Here is a 16,481-nt window from a genome sequence, read left to right on the forward strand (position 1 = left end):
TCATATTATATCATGCAAAAAAAAACAGTTCTTAGAAAAGAACCATTTTTTTCTTATTTTATGTTAATTTCTTTAGACTCTATTCTTTTTCTTAAATCCAACATTTTTTCTTTTATTATTTTAGCTGTTTCTAAGAATACTTCATCTGGTTCTCCAGTTGGATCATCTAAACCCCAGTCTTCTCGATGTTGAGTAGGAATATAAGGACATTCAACATTACATCCCATCGTGATTAATACATCAAGCTCTTGAGGTATATCATCAATTAACTTAGACTTTTGCGTTTGATTCATATCAACATTATATAAGTTTTTAATAATTCTAACTGCATCTTGATTAATTTGTGGCTTAGTTTCTGTACCAGCACTATAAGCTTCAAAAAAATCAGATGCTAAAGTTTTAGTAATCGCTTCTGCCATTTGGCTTCGGCAACTATTATGAACACAAACATAATCTATTTTAAGTTTCTTCATAATTTAACTCTCCTTTTGGAAACCAATTTTTGGTTTTATTTGCAATTTTAACAAGCATTAACATCACGGGTACTTCAACTAAAACACCAACAATTGTTGCTAATGCAACACCTGGATTTAATGGAAATAATGCAACTGCTACTGCTACAGCTAATTCAAAGAAATTACTCGCTCCGATCATACCTGCAGGTGCTGCAACATCGTGCGTTAATCTTAATTTTCTTGCTCCAAAATATGCAATAAAGAAAATGAGGAACGTTTGAAGAATAAGTGGAATTGCTATAAGTACAATATGTAATGGGTTTGAGATAATCAATTCGCTTTGAAGTGAGAAAATTAAAATGAGTGTTAGTAATAAACCTGATATGGTTATTTTACTAAATTTAGGAACAAATCTGGTATTAAAGAACTCAATGCCTTTATGTTTAACGATAAAATATCTTGTCAAAGATGCCGCAACTAAAGGAATAACGACAAACAAAAAGACTGACAAAAATAATGTTACCCAAGGCACTGATATACCACCAATGCCTAATAACAACCCAACGATTGGAACAAATAAAACTAAGACGATTAAATCGTTAGTTGCTACTTGTACAAGTGTATATGCAGGATTACCTCTTGTTAAACTACTCCATACAAATACCATTGCTGTACATGGAGCTGCTCCTAATAAAACTGCACCAGCTAAATAGTCTTGTTGAAGATTAGCAGGAATTAAATTGCTAAAGATAACATAGAAAAATAAATATGCAATCCCAAACATCGTAAATGGTTTGATCAACCAGTTAACAATCCACGTTAAATACAACCCTTTAGGTTTCTTACCAACATTCTTAACTGATGTGAAATCCACTTTTAGCATCATCGGATAGATCATGATCCATATTAATATACCGATAGGGATATTGACACTTGCAAATTCGAATTGATTTAAAAAATCAGGAATTGCAGATAAGTATCTACCGATTAGCACGCCAATTAACATACAGATAAGAACAAAGATGGTTAGGTATTTCTCGAAAAATCCTATTTTCATAGCAACCTCCCTATTTTATGTTTTGAATGATCGTTTTTACTTCTTCGCTTGAAGGTACTCTACCATAAGAAACGATCTTATCATTAATAATTAAACCTGGCGTTCTAAGTAAACCTGTGTTCGCAATTTCAATCATATCAGTTACATAAATGATATTTGCTTTAACATCCAATGCTTTTACTGTATCTTCTACGATTTGTAACAGTTTTTTACAGTTTGAACAACCTGAACCTAAGACTTTGATTTCCATATCTTGCTCCTTTCTTAAATGAGTAAGTGACTAAATGCATTAAACAAATAACCCATCAATAATATACCAAAAGTTATAATTCCAATAAACATTAATAGTAGTTTTGTTTTAACAACTTTTTTAATCATAATCATTGAAGGTAATGATAATGCAGTAACTGCCATCATAAATGCTAATACTGTTCCGATACCTACACCTTTAAAGACTAACGCCTCAGCAATCGGTAATGTTCCAAAAATATCTGCATACATTGGGATTCCAATAATGGTTGCTATGACGACTGAAAAAGCATTATCCTGCCCAAGTATTGCTGAAATCATTTCTTCAGGTATATATCCATGAATAACTGCACCAATACCAACACCAATAATAATATATAGCCAAACACGTTTAATAATCATTTTGACTTGATCTATTGAGTAACCGACTCTCTGTCTTTTGGTCATTACTTCTTCTTCGTACTCTAACTCCGTATCTTCCTGATTTCTTGTTTCTAATACAAAGCTTTCAACATAGCGTTCCATCTTAAAAAAACTAATCAATGTTCCTCCAATTACTGCTATAATCAGTCCAACGACGACATAAGCAATCGCAACCGTCCAATTAAAAATGCTTGCTAGTAATATCACAGAAGCTAAATCAACTAATGGTGAAGAAATAAGAAAAGAAAATGTAACACCTATTGGTAACCCAGCTTTCGTAAATCCGATAAAAATTGGAATAGATGAGCATGAGCAAAATGGTGTGACAGTTCCAAGTAATGCACCTGTAGCATTGGCTCCAATCCCTGTTTTACCTTTTAAAATTCTTCTTGTTCTTTCTGCTGAGAAAAAAGATTGTAAATACGAGGCTATAAAGATTAGTACTGATAATAGCAATAAAATCTTAATCACATCGTATACGAAAAAACTAACACTGCTAAATAAAAGTGACTCTTTATCCATTTTTATAACATCACCAAAAAACCACTTAACGAGGTCATCAAGCCATACCATTTTAAGAAATTGATCGTTCAGCCATACAAAGATGTTTTTTATGTATTGCATACTTCCTCCATGTTTTTTAGATCAGATAAGAATTGAATCAAATCGTCTATCTTTTTTTTGTCGACAGTATGTTTGTTCCAAACACCATCTTTATGTGCTTTTGTCAAACCAACGTCAGTCAATATTTTTAAGTGATATGACAGTGTTGGTTGAGTGATTGTTAATTTATCTATCAAAGTACAACCACACGTTTCTCCTTTGACAAGCAATTCTAATATTTTTAGACGATTCTCATCTGATAAAGCTTTAAAAAGTAAAGCATAATCTTTATACATATTAAACACCTCTTTATATATATCGATATCTATCTATATAGACAACTATCTATATTATAAAAGACTATAAAAGATATGTCAAGATATTTATAGATAAAAAATAAAAAACTTACTGAATGCTCAATAAGTTCTTTGTTGCGTGATGCTGATTTTTTTGATACAGATTATAGCATATACATTTTTTAAGAGCTTTAAATGAAAGTTGATTAATGGAAAACATGTATAAATATAATTGATTTAATTATTTTGGATAATATGTGTCCAATAAATAATGTCCATTTTACTTCATCTTTAATAAATATGTTCTCACATACCTGCTGCGTTGAAACAACTATATTGCTTGCAAAATCAACCTTGTGTGTATCAAAGAAACATTAAAATCAGCCAAAATATGTTTCCCCTTACATGGTTAGACAGGTTGCTAAAATACCGAAGAAACATATTTTTGAGTTGTTACCTTGAAGTCATCTAGTTTAAACACCATTGCTGATTATTCACAACAAAAATAATCAATAGGGTTTAAATCCACTTTACTGGACTGGGTTGTGTAACCTATTCTAATACAATTACGCACCCTACAGAAGATTTTACGTACCCCTTAAATATGTCTCAGTTAAGACGTTTTGTTTTTGAGCCTTCTTTCAAATAGTAATTTATTAGTGCCAAAATAGGTGATCTGCTAACTATTAATTACTACTTTGTTATACAAACCGTATGTAAATAAAATAATAAGTTGGTTAGAAAACAAAATTGATAAATCAATCAATGCAATTATTTCATATTCTATAAAAAATATAAGTATGAATGAAAGAATAAGTACAAATAGTGAAAGGATTTTAGAGTATACTAATAAGACAAAATACAAAATTGGAATTTTTTTTCTAAATCTTGGTATGGTAAAAATTTTTGCCATCTGTTTATTCTTGATAACTATAGTTGGAATTTTTTTTTCGTCTGAAACACTTAATAAGTCACTTGAATTAATTAAAGAAGTATTAACAGAAAAATATATTCCGATAATAGAAACACTAACAAAAATTAATAGTAAATATATATTCATAACTGTCTCCATTTCATATAAATTGTTCTACAATTTTTTATACTACGTTTTCAATATTGTTCACTACAGTTGCGGTTGTAAAAATTCTTGTAATTTCATTACTCATAGCAGTAGATAAATTATGCATAGTTCTTGTGTATGCACCCTTTGCTTTAACTAAAACTGACTCTACTTCTGAATTTTTAATGGTTAGCATAATTCGTTTATGTTTTTCTTATTATTTCTATTATAGTAATCCTATCCCAAATTTGCTTAAGAGTATATTTTTTTCCTTTTCCTAAACTAAACAATTTGTAAGATTGATTAAATTTACTTAAAAAACAAACACTTTCGGTTTTATCAGGTACAGGATCTATACAAATTCGATTCAACTCATTACCATTCTTTAATACATCGGTTTCTCTATATAACTTACATAATCTGTAATGAGTATAATTATTAATTGAAAAAATGATTTCTAATATCTCACCATTCTCAATTTGTTCAATAGCCTTAATATAATCTAATGTATTTATTTCCACTATGTAACCCCGCAATTTTATATTTTGTATTAGCGTAGTTTAGATTCCACCATATTTAGCAACACATCTAAATCAAAATCATTATACTCATTTCTTATTATAGAGTTATCTACTTCTTCAGGATTACAACCAGCTAAATAAAAGCAAACTTCATAATGGTCCTTAAAAAAATCTAATCCAGCATTCTTATTTTTAACGCGCAGACTAATTTGTAGATCGATATCATCACTTCTAAGTTTATCCACATAAACTTCTATGAGTTCAAAACTGTATTTTTGTAGAAGCACTTCTAATTCACCAATAACATATAATCGTAGCAAGTGTGTCTGTTGATTACTTTTGATATTAACGGTCCTCAAATATTCCTTTGCTTTGTTTTTACCTAAAAAAGTATTTTTTTGTGTTTTTTTATAAATAGTGCCATGACTATTCCTCATTTTTTAATGTTTCGTTAAATCTATTAAAGTAATCAATTGATTCCAACAATTCACTTCGATTATTAACATTGCCCATAATAAAAGCGATTTTTTTATTCTTATAATATAGTCTTGTGTCATCTGGATGCATCAATCTTTGCGAAACTGTATAAGTGATATGTTTCATATCATATGCTTTTTTAATCCCAAAAATCGTTGTTTTAGTTAGTATACCATCTTTAAATACTATTTTCCAGTTAGCCATATATATAAATAAAAAGATAGTAATCATATGAAAAGTTAACGATATAAAAAATCCGGTTGATAAACCTTCATCTACATAAATGCTAATCGTTGGGATAAAAATGATCACAAGTGATGCAATAGGCAAAAACCATAATCCTTGAATGGGCTTTAAAACATTTGTTACGCTTTTAACTATTTTTATATTATTATTTTTTTGATAGGTTCTGATTGCTTTATCTAGTGAACGATAATTATCTTGTAAATAGGATATAGAAAAGATACGTTTGTTATCAATGTAAAATCTATATCCTGAACTCACATCCCTAGATTCAATATGATCATATGCTATCTTTCTCGTTTTTTTAAGGGCGGTTGTATATTTACAATACGAATCAAAAACTTGAACTTTCCAACGAGCCATATAAATCGATAGACAAATAAAAGCAATTATGATCCCAGAGAAAAAAATGAATACGAAGACTATATCTGATTGATCAATTAAATCTGGTATAAAAATGAATACTCCAAATAATATACCAAAAAATACAAATCCAATTATTGGAAAAACTATCCAAGACAATGGATAGACTATTGTATTGCTATTGTTATCTGATGATTTTCTTCTAACTAAAATACTACTCAATATTCCGCTTAACCAATTCATGGTATTCTCCTAAAAATTTTATAAATATTAGACCAACCCACATCCATCTAGTACCTTTTGTTATAATTATACTTAATTATCATAATAAATGATAGATTACTATTTTAGCATTGCTTGAATAAAAGAATCTTTTAGTGGTTCAACCAATATTTTGGGTTTATCTGAAAAATAATCAGGACCCGATCCTAACAGATTTATTTCCTTGCTAATCGCTAATTGAATGATTTTTTTTGCTTTATCTTGCGGGATTTTGAAGCCTAAAATAATGGATTTTGGTTTGATACTTATTGTCAATGTTTTACCTTGTTTTGTCCCTGGGTATACTTTTTCGGGGAAATAATTAGGTATCATTTAGCGCCACTCTTTCTCATATGACCATTCAAGAGCTTTTGTGTAAAACATTAGCCTTTGCTGCTTCTTAAATGAATCACCATCAAGCCTTATCTCACTGTATTTTAAATCGTTATAATCCACTGGCTCTCCATACTTTGAAACTAGATTGTGTGCTTTAATTAGTTCATCAGATATATCTGCACGATACTCTGAATAGTCGACCTTTTCTAGCATCGGACCACGTTTCAAAATAGTATCTGGTATATTAAACATTCCTTTATGTTTCAAATTAAGAAGGTGGTTCTTTGCTGCTTCTAATAGTTCACTTGCATCATACTCGAAGATGGCACCTTTATAAAGATTACCATAATGTGCCCACATGATGTTACTCTGATTGTCTTCACTAAAGCAAGTAATTAATGCAGAATCTTGTATTGCTGAGTCTCTTAAGTTTCTAAAATAATTGCTATAGATTTTAAATTTGTCATTAATCGTTTGTGTGTTATCGCTTAGAGATTCAGGTAATTTCATTCCGTTTTTTTCTATATGAGACCTTAAAATAATGTTGAATACATCTACGGAATAAAATGGCTGGTAGAGGAAAGGGGATATGAACCCTAATTCTTATTAAAAATTGCTTAAATTTTCCCCACCTAATTGACTCATTTATTTTCTATATTATAGCATATTTTGCAATCAAAAATTAAGATTCCAAATTTTTAATTTTCATTGTCTAATATTTCAACCGTCTTTTATAAGAAAAATAGACGTTTTTTATACAATTTCGATGATTTTAGTAGCTGTTAATATGAAAAGCCATGTATCAATTGGACTAGACTTATTAGTTTTCAAGTCTCATATTCTTATTTTATACTCTAGTTAAGCCATTTTATTTCCATGTTCAATCTTGGACACCATTATTGGAAATTTGGAATTCGAACTGTTTTTTTATTTTTGATCTCATTTTTATTTTCAAACAATATAATTAGATGAGGTGAATTTAAATGAGAAAAAGAAAAACAAGTGAACAAAAGGATAAAATTATTTTATCTTATCAGAATGGCCAGAAAGTAGAAAAACTTGCAAAACATTACAAATTAAGTCGTAGTATTATCTATTTATGGATTAGTGGAGTGAAAAAGATTTATACACTTAAAAAACATCATTCTATTGATTTCAAAAACGAAGTAATCCAAAAAATACAACAAGGCTCAAAAATTTCAGAGATTTGTGAATTATTTAAGTTGAGTCAATCAACAGTTTATCATTGGGTAAAAACAATTGATATAAATCCTAAAAAAACAACGCAAACAAAAGTTATTGAAAAAGTGAAATATGATCTAATACTTCAACTGTTCAAAACGTATTCAATAACCAATTCCATGACTATTAAAGAAAGAATAGCTTTAATTACTCATAATAGTAAGTCGTACACTATTAAACTTTTATGTGAGTTGTTTGATGTCAACAGATCAACATATTATAATTATATCAATCATCAAACAACGCCACAATTAGAAAGGGATATTCTATTAAAGAAAGAGATATCTGAAATCTATAATAACCACAAAAAAATAGCTAGAGCAGCAAAAATTAAGGTCCTTCTTCAAGAACAAAACCTAACTGTCAGTGAGAAAAAGATAAGATTCCTAATGACTGAACTTGGTATCCAATTCACAAAGAATAAATACACTAAAAAATATCGTCGCCCAAGAACTTCTGTAAAATACCAAAACATACTAAAGCAGGACTTTAATCAACCAATCCCAAACAGAGTATGGGTAAGTGATACGACAGAAATCAAGATTAATTACAAACCCGTTTATCTTTGTGTCATCATGGATCTTTTCTCACGCAAAGTAATCTCTTATGAGTTAACCAAAGTTAATAATACAAGATTCACACTGAATACATATAAAAAGGCTGTAATCTATAGAAAAACTCACCCAATGATTTTCCATAGCGATAGAGGTGTTCAATACACTTCAAAACTTTTTAGAACATATTTACAAAATAATGATGTTCTACTTTCGTACAGTGCTGTTGGATACCCTTATGACAATGCAGTCATGGAATCATTTTTTTCACATTTCAAAAGAGAAGCTGTATATCCTAAATACCCGTTTTCGACAATTCAATCATATAAAACAATTATTGAAAACTATATTGATTATTACAATAGACTAAGACTTCATCAAGGTATTGGAATGATAACACCAAATTTAAAAGAAGGATTGTATCGAAAAAGTAATCGCTAAATTGTTAGATGGTCGTTAAAAGGTTAACTTGCGATAAAAAATAAAAAACTTACTGAATGCTCAATAAGTTCTTTGTTGTTTATCAATTTTGATTATTTAATTTTTGACTTCTTGATAACTACTAATAATACGATCTGCAATATCATCAATATCTTTGGATTCATTGTGAATTCCAAATGTTATTCGAATGGTTGCGTAATGATTATCTAATTTGATTGCTTCTAAAACATGTGATTTTGTAATTGATGTTGAAGTACATGCACTGCCAGTTGATACATATAAGTCTTTTGCGTCTAGTGCAAATGCTAAATCATGACTATTACAATTGGAAAACGATAAACTCAAATGCCCTAATAAGCGATTGTTGCCGATGTCTGCTCCATTTAATCTTAAATTCGGAATAGCTATCCTCAACTTAGAATAAAGTGCTGTAGCAAGCATATCAATATGTCTAGGATAAGTATCTATTTTCTTTTTAACAAGTTCACAAGCTTTAGCAAATCCAATAATACCATAGACATTTTCTGTACCAGCACGATACCCATTTTGCTGATTCCCGCCATCGATGAGCGGCTTCAACTCTAGTCCTTCTCTAACATATAAAACCCCGCTACCTTTTGGTCCATAAAATTTATGTGCTGATAAAGATAATAAATCAATTTTTAATTTTTCTAGATCGATTTCCATTTGCCCAAACATTTGAACAGCATCAACATGCAGTGTTACATGATGCTTTTGACATATTTCAATGATTTCATCAATTTTTTGAATTGTTCCAATTTCATTATTTCCCCATATGATAGAAACCATGAGTGTATCATCATTGATAGCTTGCTCTAAATCTTCTTTAGAAATAAACCCTTTTTCATCGACAGGTAGATAGATGACTTCATAGCCTATTTCCTCCATAGATTTGCATGTATGCAGTGTTGCATGGTGTTCTATTTGTGAAGTTATTATTCTTTTTTTATTTAAATGGGCTTGTGCAAATCCTTTGATTGCCCAATTGGTTGCCTCTGTTCCCCCAGAGCAAAAAAAGACCTCTTTTCCATCTGCATTTAATGCGTCAGCAACCGTATGTTTAGCTTGCTGGATTGCTTTCCTTACAGCAATACCATCTTTATGAATTGATGATGGATTCGCATATAAATCTTTCATATATATAGACATTTCGTTAAATACTTCTGGATCCAAAGGTGTAGTCGCAGCATAATCTAAATATATCTTTTTCATAGCTTATACCTCCAAAGTGAGATAACAATCTTCTAAATCCTTTAGATTGATAAAACTGATGTCATAATCAATTGTGCGCATTAAAACATTTTTAACTTCCCTTTTTTGAAAAGACTGAATAAAATCATTAATCAATTTTTGTACAGCATAAGATTGATGAATAATACACGGTTCATCATCGTCAAAAAGTTCAATTGATTTTTTAGTAATCGCGTCTTTTTTTATTGGTATATCAAGTGGTTTACCTTGATATACAACTTCGTGATTGGCATCGGTGATGATGACTTTATATTTCATGATTTCCTCCTATAACACATAAAACAAATAATATAGTGCTATACCTAGAAAAACAAGAGCACTAAAGAGTTTAATCCAATGTAACTTCTCTCTCATAAATACTGAAATAGACATAATTGATTGTGTTTTAACTGCAATAAACGTAATGATTAATAATGGTAGTACAAAAATAAAGTTATATAAAAGGAGTAAAAGAATACCTCTACCTACATAATCTGTAAAATGTATTAAGTGTAAGATTGCTGTGAAATAAGCTTGTCCTGTGCATAAAAATTCTGTGAATGAGATGATTATGCCTATGAAAAATGTAATAACATAGATCATTTTACTGTTTTCTTCCATCTTTTTAGTAAATGATTCCATGAGTTTTCTATTAAACTTTTGTATACCTTTTGGTAATTGATTTTTAACTTTGTTATATTTTTGTAACATGGTTACGATAAAATCATAAAAATTCAATAGAAATAGAATCAAAGTAATCCCAATGATGACCCACGGTAAATAGATAACCAAAACAGATAAAAATTGCACTTTAGATAAATATTGATACAAAATAGTTCCGAATAAAAAATAACTAATAAAAATAGCACTAATAAATGTCAAACTTACAGCTATTAGCACGCTTTTTTTCTTCGTAAATCCTAATAGGGAAATAAATAGTATCAACATTGCTATTGCGCAAGGATTCACGCCATCAACAAATCCTAATAACACAAAATAAGCTAAAGAAAATCCACTTGCAGGAGCATCAATAGGAGGTAGCATATCAATTGTTTGTGAAATCTCTAAAACCAATCCATCATCAACTGCTTTATTAATCGCGCTTCTTCCAACGAAATATGTGTCACCAACAAACAAAATGGGAACCATACCTTGCCTTAAAGGTACATTATATGTATACTGGTAGTTTCTGAACAAGACGGTATTGTCTTTGTCGTCTTCTAAAATGTATTTCCTAACTATAACCCCTTGGTTTTCTAAGGTTTCAAATACCTTGTCATCATTTTCTAATGATTGACATGCTGAACACAAAACAGATCCAAAATATACTGCATCAAAAGGTTCTTCTGCAGCATACACATTGGGTGGATTAAAAGTTGAAAAGATGAAAGTGAACAATATAAATATGAATGCTACTATTTTAAAAAGTTTTGCCATGCTGCAACCTCTATATCATCTATCATATACAAACTTTGATTTTTACAATTTAATTCTAACATAATTATTGATTTATTGTTTTTCCCATGAAAAAAAACATTCTTTTTTCTAATTATGAGAATGTTTTTCATTAATTTTTTGTTTTATGAAGTTAAGTTCACTCTTTATGCGTTTATTTCAGTCACATCATTAATCATATCCATGACGATTGTCGATATTTCTTGTGTCGTTAAATCCTTATAATCTTGATATAACAATGGTTTTAAAATCGTTATATGTCTATGTGTTCTTCTAAAAGGTGCACGACCTCTAGTCAATTGGTTACCATCTAAACGTATAACCAGTATATCAGCCTCGGCTTTTTGCGCTAATTTAAAAGCTCCAGCTTTCATTGTTAAAACATTTTCTGCTAAACGGTTTTTAATTGTTCCTTCAGGAAAAATTAAAATAGCATGACCGTTTTTAACTGTTTCAACAGCTTTTTCTAAGTCAATTGCTGTTTTTCTTGGATTATTTCTATTAATAGGGAAAACATCATATGCTTTTATCCAGGCATTTATAATCGGTATTTTCAATACAGATTTTTTAGGTGTTAATGTCATAGGTCTAGGTAGTTTTTCCAAAATAGCGAATGCATCGGTGTATGATTTATGATTAGAATATACAACTAATCTCCCACCTTTTGGAACATTTTCTAGACCATCAACTTTAACTTTAAGATTTAAAATGAAATGATTGAGAAAATACGATATACTTCTCATCAAATATGCTTTATATGGATGTTTACCAGGTAATATTAACACGAGTGGAAACTGTAGAAAATATGCGATTAGAATCGTTAAAAAGGCTGGAATAATGCAAATGACAATCCATAGGGGTATCCAAAAATATGATGTGATGAGTGTTAAATAAGTGACATAGAATATATAACTTATGATGAAAATAATTGTCGCCATAATTTCCTCCAGTATTATGATGTATTATACTATATGGTTTTACTTTTTACCAAACTAAACACTTTGATATCATTTATCTTAATTGTAGAGCATCTTTTCCATATTCCATAAGTTCTATCGGATTTCCATCAGGATCATTTACCCAACACTGATAATTATTGTCAAGTCCTAGGATGACATCATGTGTTAACTCTATCCCTTTTGAAACAAGAGCTTTAGCAACCTGTTTTATGTTTATAACCTCAAGACACAAATGTTGGTATCCAGTTACGTTAGGTTGATGAACTAATGTTTCATGTGCATAAAACAACTCAATAAACTGGTCTTTTGAGACTTGTAAATAAACAATCCATGGATTTCCTTGATCATCGTTTAATGTGAATTTCTTTCTAAAACCAAATGCTGTTTCATAAAACTCAATTGATTTTTCCATATCTGAAACTTGAAAAGCTAAATGTGCAATACCTTTTATCATAATGACCTCCGTTATTTTTATTTACATCTATTATACACCTTGTAACCATATACATTAAAGCATCTACAAAAATAATGAAAATCCATGATATGATAGTGGTAAAGGTTTTATATTTAAGGAGAAATTGATGGTATATGATGTTATCGTTATTGGTGGAGGACCTGCTGGTCTTATGGCTTGTAACGTACTTGAAAAAAATAAAATCAATTATTTATTACTTGAAAAAAATAGTACACCTGGAAAAAAACTCTTAATTACAGGTGGAACGAGATGTAATGTCACCAATCGTTTATCGATTGATGAATTTATTGTTTCTCTAAATTTCAAACATAAAAAATTCATGTATCCTGCATTAACTTTTTTTAGTTCAAATGATATTATTTCTTATTTTAAGAATAATGGATTGAAATTGATTTTAGAAGATGATATGAAATATTTCCCAGAAACCAATAAGAGTTCAAGTGTTCTAGAGGTTTTGCTATCCAATATAGATAAAAAGAAAATGAGAACCAACCAAGCAGTTATAGAGATTGAAAAACAAAATGATATTTTTAGATTGCATACTAAGGATTTTATATTTGAAACGAAGCATGTTGTGGTTGCTACAGGTTCTAAAAGTTATCCTCAAACTGGAAGTACGGGTGATGGCGCTGTTTTTGCTGAGCAATTAGGCATTGAAGTGATTCCATTCACACCAGCAGAAACACATATTTATGCCTCTGATGTTATTAAGTATTATAAAGATCTTCAAGGTGTTTCTATTTCAAACATAACAGTTAAAATTAATGGTACCAAGATAAAAACTACTGGAAGTTTGATTTTTACCCATTTCGGTTTAAGTGGTCCAGCTATCCTACATCTATCAGAAGATATTTATCGTGAGATATTAAAAAAACCTACAACTATATCTTTTAATCTTGTAAAACAATCTGTTAATGAACTACACGATGTAATCAATAAAGCAAGCGATCAAAATATGCATATCCTAAAAACTTTAGAACAACTAACAACAAAAAGATTGTCAAGAAAAGTTTTAGATATCCTAAAAATTGAAAATATTAGAATTAAAGAATTATCAAATAAAGACATTAACAACATCATTAATATCTTAACAAACTTCACTGTTCCAATTGATCGTGTTGAAGATAGAGAAAAAGCGTTTGTAAATGCTGGTGGTGTTGACACAAAAGAATTGGATCCCAAATCTATGGAATCCAAAAAGGTTAAGAACTTATATTTTATTGGAGAAACAATTGATCTTCACGGTCCAATAGGGGGATATAATATTACCATTGCATTATCAACAGGTAGATTATGTGCGACAGATATTATTCATAAATTATCACAATAAAAAACAGTTTTATTCAAACTGTTTTTATTTTTATTAAACGATTCTAGCTACATAAGCAAACATTTCAGGACCTGTATGAATGCCTAATACAGGAGTTAATGCTGAAATAGCAAGATTTCTAACATCTAAACTTTTAGAAAGCATATCTCCTAATTGTTGTGCTTTTTCTGGATCATCACCATAATGAATGGTTAAATCAATTTTGTGTCCACTAAACTTTTCAACGAGCAATTCTTTCATGTTGATGAGAGATCTTTGAAGCCCGAATGCTTTTGATAATGTAATATAAACACCTTCATCATTTACAGTAATAACTGGTTTAATTCTCAAGATGTTACCAATCGTTCCTTCAACTTTACCAATTCTTCCGCCTTTGCGTAAGTACTTAAGTGTGTTGATTGTATAAATTGCCATACTTTCTTGAAATCTTTGTTGATCAAGTTTTTTAATAATATCCTTGATTGCAACTTTCTTACTAACCAATTCCAATGCTTCTTCAACTAAATAACCTTGAGCACTCCCTAATGTCTTCGTGTCATATTGTGTAACATTGATACCTTTGACTTCTTCAATCGCTAAACGGAACGCATTAAATGTTCCTGATAATCCAGAAGAAATATTGATGACTAAAACATCAGTATAATCTTCTTTTTTAAGTTTCTCAATAACTGCTGTGAAATCATCCATATTGGGTAAACTTGTTGTTAAATTGTGTGTATCAATTTTTGAGTAAACTTCTTCCGCTGTAATTTCAACTTGGTCGCGAAAGCTTTTTCCATCCACTAAAATCATGAGAGGGATTACGTGTAAATTTGGGTGTTTCTTAATAAAATCTTTTGATAAGTTGGATCCTGAATCAGTAATAATTGCTGTTTTCATTTTTTTCTCCTTATAGAAATTTTATAGATGTATGTCAGTCATCAAAATTTGTTTGATGTTCAATTTATTTTTAAGTACAAGTAAAGCATAGCATGTGAATGTGAATGATGTCAATCTTTGTGGTTTAATAACGTATAAATGTTATAAATATGTAAATATATGTAAAAAAACCAACATTTTCGCTGGCTTTTTATATTCTATCGTTGATTTTAGTATGTTTCGATTTCAGTTTTAACAGGCGGTTTAATGAGTAATGCTAATATGGCTGTAATACCAGTATAAATCATCATGATGATCAATACGTTGTTATACCCACCAGATATATCATAATCAATACCAAACGGTAAAGGACCTAATGCACTTCCTAAGACCATGAAAACAGTTGCTGCTCCACGGATACTTCCTAAATACTTTCGTCCGAAATAGTTTGGCCATAATACATTTAAAGCAACTCCTTGCACAGCTACAGCAGACCCATAGAATAATATAAATGAGATTGCAGTGACCGCATTACTTACTGCCCATGCTAACCAACCCATACTTACAATCATTAATATTAGTGTAACAAAAAGCGTATATTTTGTAGGATACTTATCAATAACAAGTCTTGCTATAAAAGGCATGAAAAATGCGGGAAACGCTACTAACCCAATAATTAATGCGGATTGTTCATTGGTTACATTCCTAAGTTCCATCATCCTAAAAAAATGAAATGTAATCCCTGTTGTAAACATTGAAGGGATTGTGCTAATTAAACCAACAAACCAAAATTCTTTCGTTCTTACTGCCTGTTTTAATGTAAAGCTTTCAGCTTCCATTTTAAGTAATGATGCTTTAATCTCTTCATCAGTACCTGCAGTTAAATTTTCCATCGTGATACCTAAATCTTCAGGTTTGTTAAATACAAATAAAATAACAAGTGGTACAAATCCTATGAGTAAAACTAAACTCCAAACTCTCCAGGCATGAACCCAACCGTAATGTGTAATCATCCAATAATTAAATGCTGGAATGGAAAGTGTTGCAATTAAATTACCAATACCAGAAAGACTTATTGCAAAAGCTCTCTTTTTTTCAAACCACTGAGGAACTAAACTATTAGGAATTAATGTCATTGATCCTTGTCCAAAATATCTTAAGAAAAAGAATCCTACAAATATCATTCCTATATTTGATACAAAACTATTGAAAAATGCTGTGATGCTTAACATAATAACGACTATAATCAGCATTTTTCTTTGACCGAAGCGGTCTATGGCTTTCCCCATAAAAATAATAAGTAATCCACTAATCATTGTGGCGATCGAATATCCACTAGAGATTAAAGTACTGGAGTACCCAAATTCTTGGTTATATGCATTAATAAATACACTTATTGAGTATGTTTGTCCAGGAGCAGAAAAAAAGAATGCGAGTCCACTCATGAGGACAATCATCCAACCATAATATAGTTTTTTGTTAATCTTAATCGCTAATTCTTTCACCTTATCACTCCGCATCCAAAATATTATAACACGTTTTGTCAATCGATAAAAATAAATGCTTTAAAAA

19 protein-coding genes are annotated in these 16,481 nt (G+C 30.1%); 2 read left to right on the plus strand and 17 right to left on the minus strand.

What is annotated here, in order from left to right:
• Nucleotides 1-53: 53 nt before the first annotated feature.
• The 10 genes from QJ521_RS06450 to QJ521_RS06495 all read right to left on the minus strand — a co-directional run bounded on the left by QJ521_RS06450 (nt 54) and on the right by QJ521_RS06495 (nt 6,854).
• A complete protein-coding gene (locus tag QJ521_RS06450; RefSeq protein WP_282839626.1) occupies nt 54-473 on the minus strand; it encodes an arsenate reductase ArsC in 420 nt (139 codons plus the stop codon).
• Complete coding sequence (arsB, locus tag QJ521_RS06455) at nt 460-1,512, minus strand: ACR3 family arsenite efflux transporter (RefSeq protein WP_282839627.1); 1,053 nt, start codon at nt 1,510-1,512, stop codon at nt 460-462. The genes QJ521_RS06450 and arsB overlap by 14 nt, the downstream gene beginning before the upstream one ends.
• A 10-nt stretch (nt 1,513-1,522) precedes the next feature.
• Nucleotides 1,523-1,762, minus strand: a complete 240-nt coding sequence (locus tag QJ521_RS06460) for a thioredoxin family protein (protein ID WP_282839628.1) — start codon at nt 1,760-1,762, stop codon at nt 1,523-1,525.
• Nucleotides 1,763-1,776: 14 nt separating this feature from the next.
• Entirely contained in the window at nt 1,777-2,808 is a 1,032-nt protein-coding gene (locus QJ521_RS06465) for a permease (RefSeq protein ID WP_282839629.1), read from the minus strand.
• Nucleotides 2,796-3,083, minus strand: coding sequence for an ArsR/SmtB family transcription factor (locus QJ521_RS06470; protein ID WP_282839630.1), 288 nt, complete (start codon nt 3,081-3,083; stop codon nt 2,796-2,798). Before QJ521_RS06470 ends, QJ521_RS06465 begins: the two co-directional genes overlap by 13 nt.
• Before the next feature lie 1,263 nt (nt 3,084-4,346).
• Nucleotides 4,347-4,664, minus strand: a complete 318-nt coding sequence (locus QJ521_RS06475; RefSeq protein ID WP_282839631.1) for a hypothetical protein — start codon at nt 4,662-4,664, stop codon at nt 4,347-4,349.
• Nucleotides 4,665-4,693: 29 nt separating this feature from the next.
• Nucleotides 4,694-4,984 carry a hypothetical protein gene (locus QJ521_RS06480; protein WP_282839632.1) on the minus strand — a complete coding sequence of 97 codons (291 nt, stop codon included), beginning with the start codon at nt 4,982-4,984 and terminating at the stop codon, nt 4,694-4,696.
• A gap of 106 nt (nt 4,985-5,090) precedes the next feature.
• Nucleotides 5,091-5,990: a DUF6560 family protein gene (locus tag QJ521_RS06485; RefSeq protein WP_282839633.1), complete on the minus strand. Its 900-nt coding sequence runs from the start codon at nt 5,988-5,990 to the stop codon at nt 5,091-5,093.
• Between the two features lie 99 nt (nt 5,991-6,089).
• Nucleotides 6,090-6,341 carry a hypothetical protein gene (locus QJ521_RS06490; RefSeq protein ID WP_282839634.1) on the minus strand — a complete coding sequence of 84 codons (252 nt, stop codon included), beginning with the start codon at nt 6,339-6,341 and terminating at the stop codon, nt 6,090-6,092.
• The gene (locus QJ521_RS06495) at nt 6,342-6,854 is read right to left on the minus strand and encodes a DUF2971 domain-containing protein (RefSeq protein WP_282839635.1); all 513 of its coding nucleotides are present in this window, start codon (nt 6,852-6,854) and stop codon (nt 6,342-6,344) included.
• Between the two features lie 473 nt (nt 6,855-7,327).
• Between QJ521_RS06495 and QJ521_RS06500 the strand changes: the two genes are divergently transcribed.
• Nucleotides 7,328-8,581, plus strand: a complete 1,254-nt coding sequence (locus tag QJ521_RS06500) for an IS3 family transposase (RefSeq protein WP_282839636.1) — start codon at nt 7,328-7,330, stop codon at nt 8,579-8,581.
• A 96-nt stretch (nt 8,582-8,677) separates the two neighbouring features.
• Here the strand turns inward: QJ521_RS06500 and QJ521_RS06505 are convergent, their stop codons facing one another.
• The 5 genes from QJ521_RS06505 to QJ521_RS06525 all read right to left on the minus strand — a co-directional run bounded on the left by QJ521_RS06505 (nt 8,678) and on the right by QJ521_RS06525 (nt 12,700).
• The gene (locus QJ521_RS06505) at nt 8,678-9,814 is read right to left on the minus strand and encodes a cysteine desulfurase family protein (RefSeq protein ID WP_282839637.1); all 1,137 of its coding nucleotides are present in this window, start codon (nt 9,812-9,814) and stop codon (nt 8,678-8,680) included.
• A gap of 3 nt (nt 9,815-9,817) precedes the next feature.
• The gene (locus QJ521_RS06510; RefSeq protein ID WP_282839638.1) at nt 9,818-10,111 is read right to left on the minus strand and encodes a hypothetical protein; all 294 of its coding nucleotides are present in this window, start codon (nt 10,109-10,111) and stop codon (nt 9,818-9,820) included.
• Nucleotides 10,112-10,120: 9 nt separating this feature from the next.
• The gene (locus tag QJ521_RS06515; RefSeq protein ID WP_282839639.1) at nt 10,121-11,269 is read right to left on the minus strand and encodes a cytochrome c biogenesis CcdA family protein; all 1,149 of its coding nucleotides are present in this window, start codon (nt 11,267-11,269) and stop codon (nt 10,121-10,123) included.
• Between the two features lie 164 nt (nt 11,270-11,433).
• On the minus strand, nt 11,434-12,225 hold the full coding sequence (locus QJ521_RS06520) for a lysophospholipid acyltransferase family protein (protein WP_282839640.1): 792 nt from the start codon (nt 12,223-12,225) through the stop codon (nt 11,434-11,436).
• 73 nt (nt 12,226-12,298) lie between these two features.
• Nucleotides 12,299-12,700, minus strand: a complete 402-nt coding sequence (locus QJ521_RS06525; RefSeq protein WP_282839641.1) for a VOC family protein — start codon at nt 12,698-12,700, stop codon at nt 12,299-12,301.
• Nucleotides 12,701-12,827: 127 nt separating this feature from the next.
• On the opposite strand from QJ521_RS06525, the gene QJ521_RS06530 reads away from it, so the two are divergent.
• Nucleotides 12,828-14,051, plus strand: a complete 1,224-nt coding sequence (locus QJ521_RS06530; protein WP_282839642.1) for a BaiN/RdsA family NAD(P)/FAD-dependent oxidoreductase — start codon at nt 12,828-12,830, stop codon at nt 14,049-14,051.
• Between the two features lie 33 nt (nt 14,052-14,084).
• On the opposite strand, the gene QJ521_RS06535 is transcribed toward QJ521_RS06530, so the two are convergent.
• Both QJ521_RS06535 and QJ521_RS06540 read right to left on the minus strand, forming a co-directional pair.
• Complete coding sequence (locus tag QJ521_RS06535) at nt 14,085-14,930, minus strand: DegV family protein (RefSeq protein WP_282839643.1); 846 nt, start codon at nt 14,928-14,930, stop codon at nt 14,085-14,087.
• A 209-nt stretch (nt 14,931-15,139) separates the two neighbouring features.
• Nucleotides 15,140-16,414, minus strand: a complete 1,275-nt coding sequence (locus QJ521_RS06540; protein ID WP_282839644.1) for an MFS transporter — start codon at nt 16,412-16,414, stop codon at nt 15,140-15,142.
• Nucleotides 16,415-16,481: the final 67 nt, after the last annotated feature.

This window comes from Peloplasma aerotolerans (assembly GCF_030012175.1).
Taxonomy (GTDB): Bacteria; Bacillota_I; Bacilli_A; order Acholeplasmatales; family Acholeplasmataceae; genus Peloplasma; species Peloplasma aerotolerans.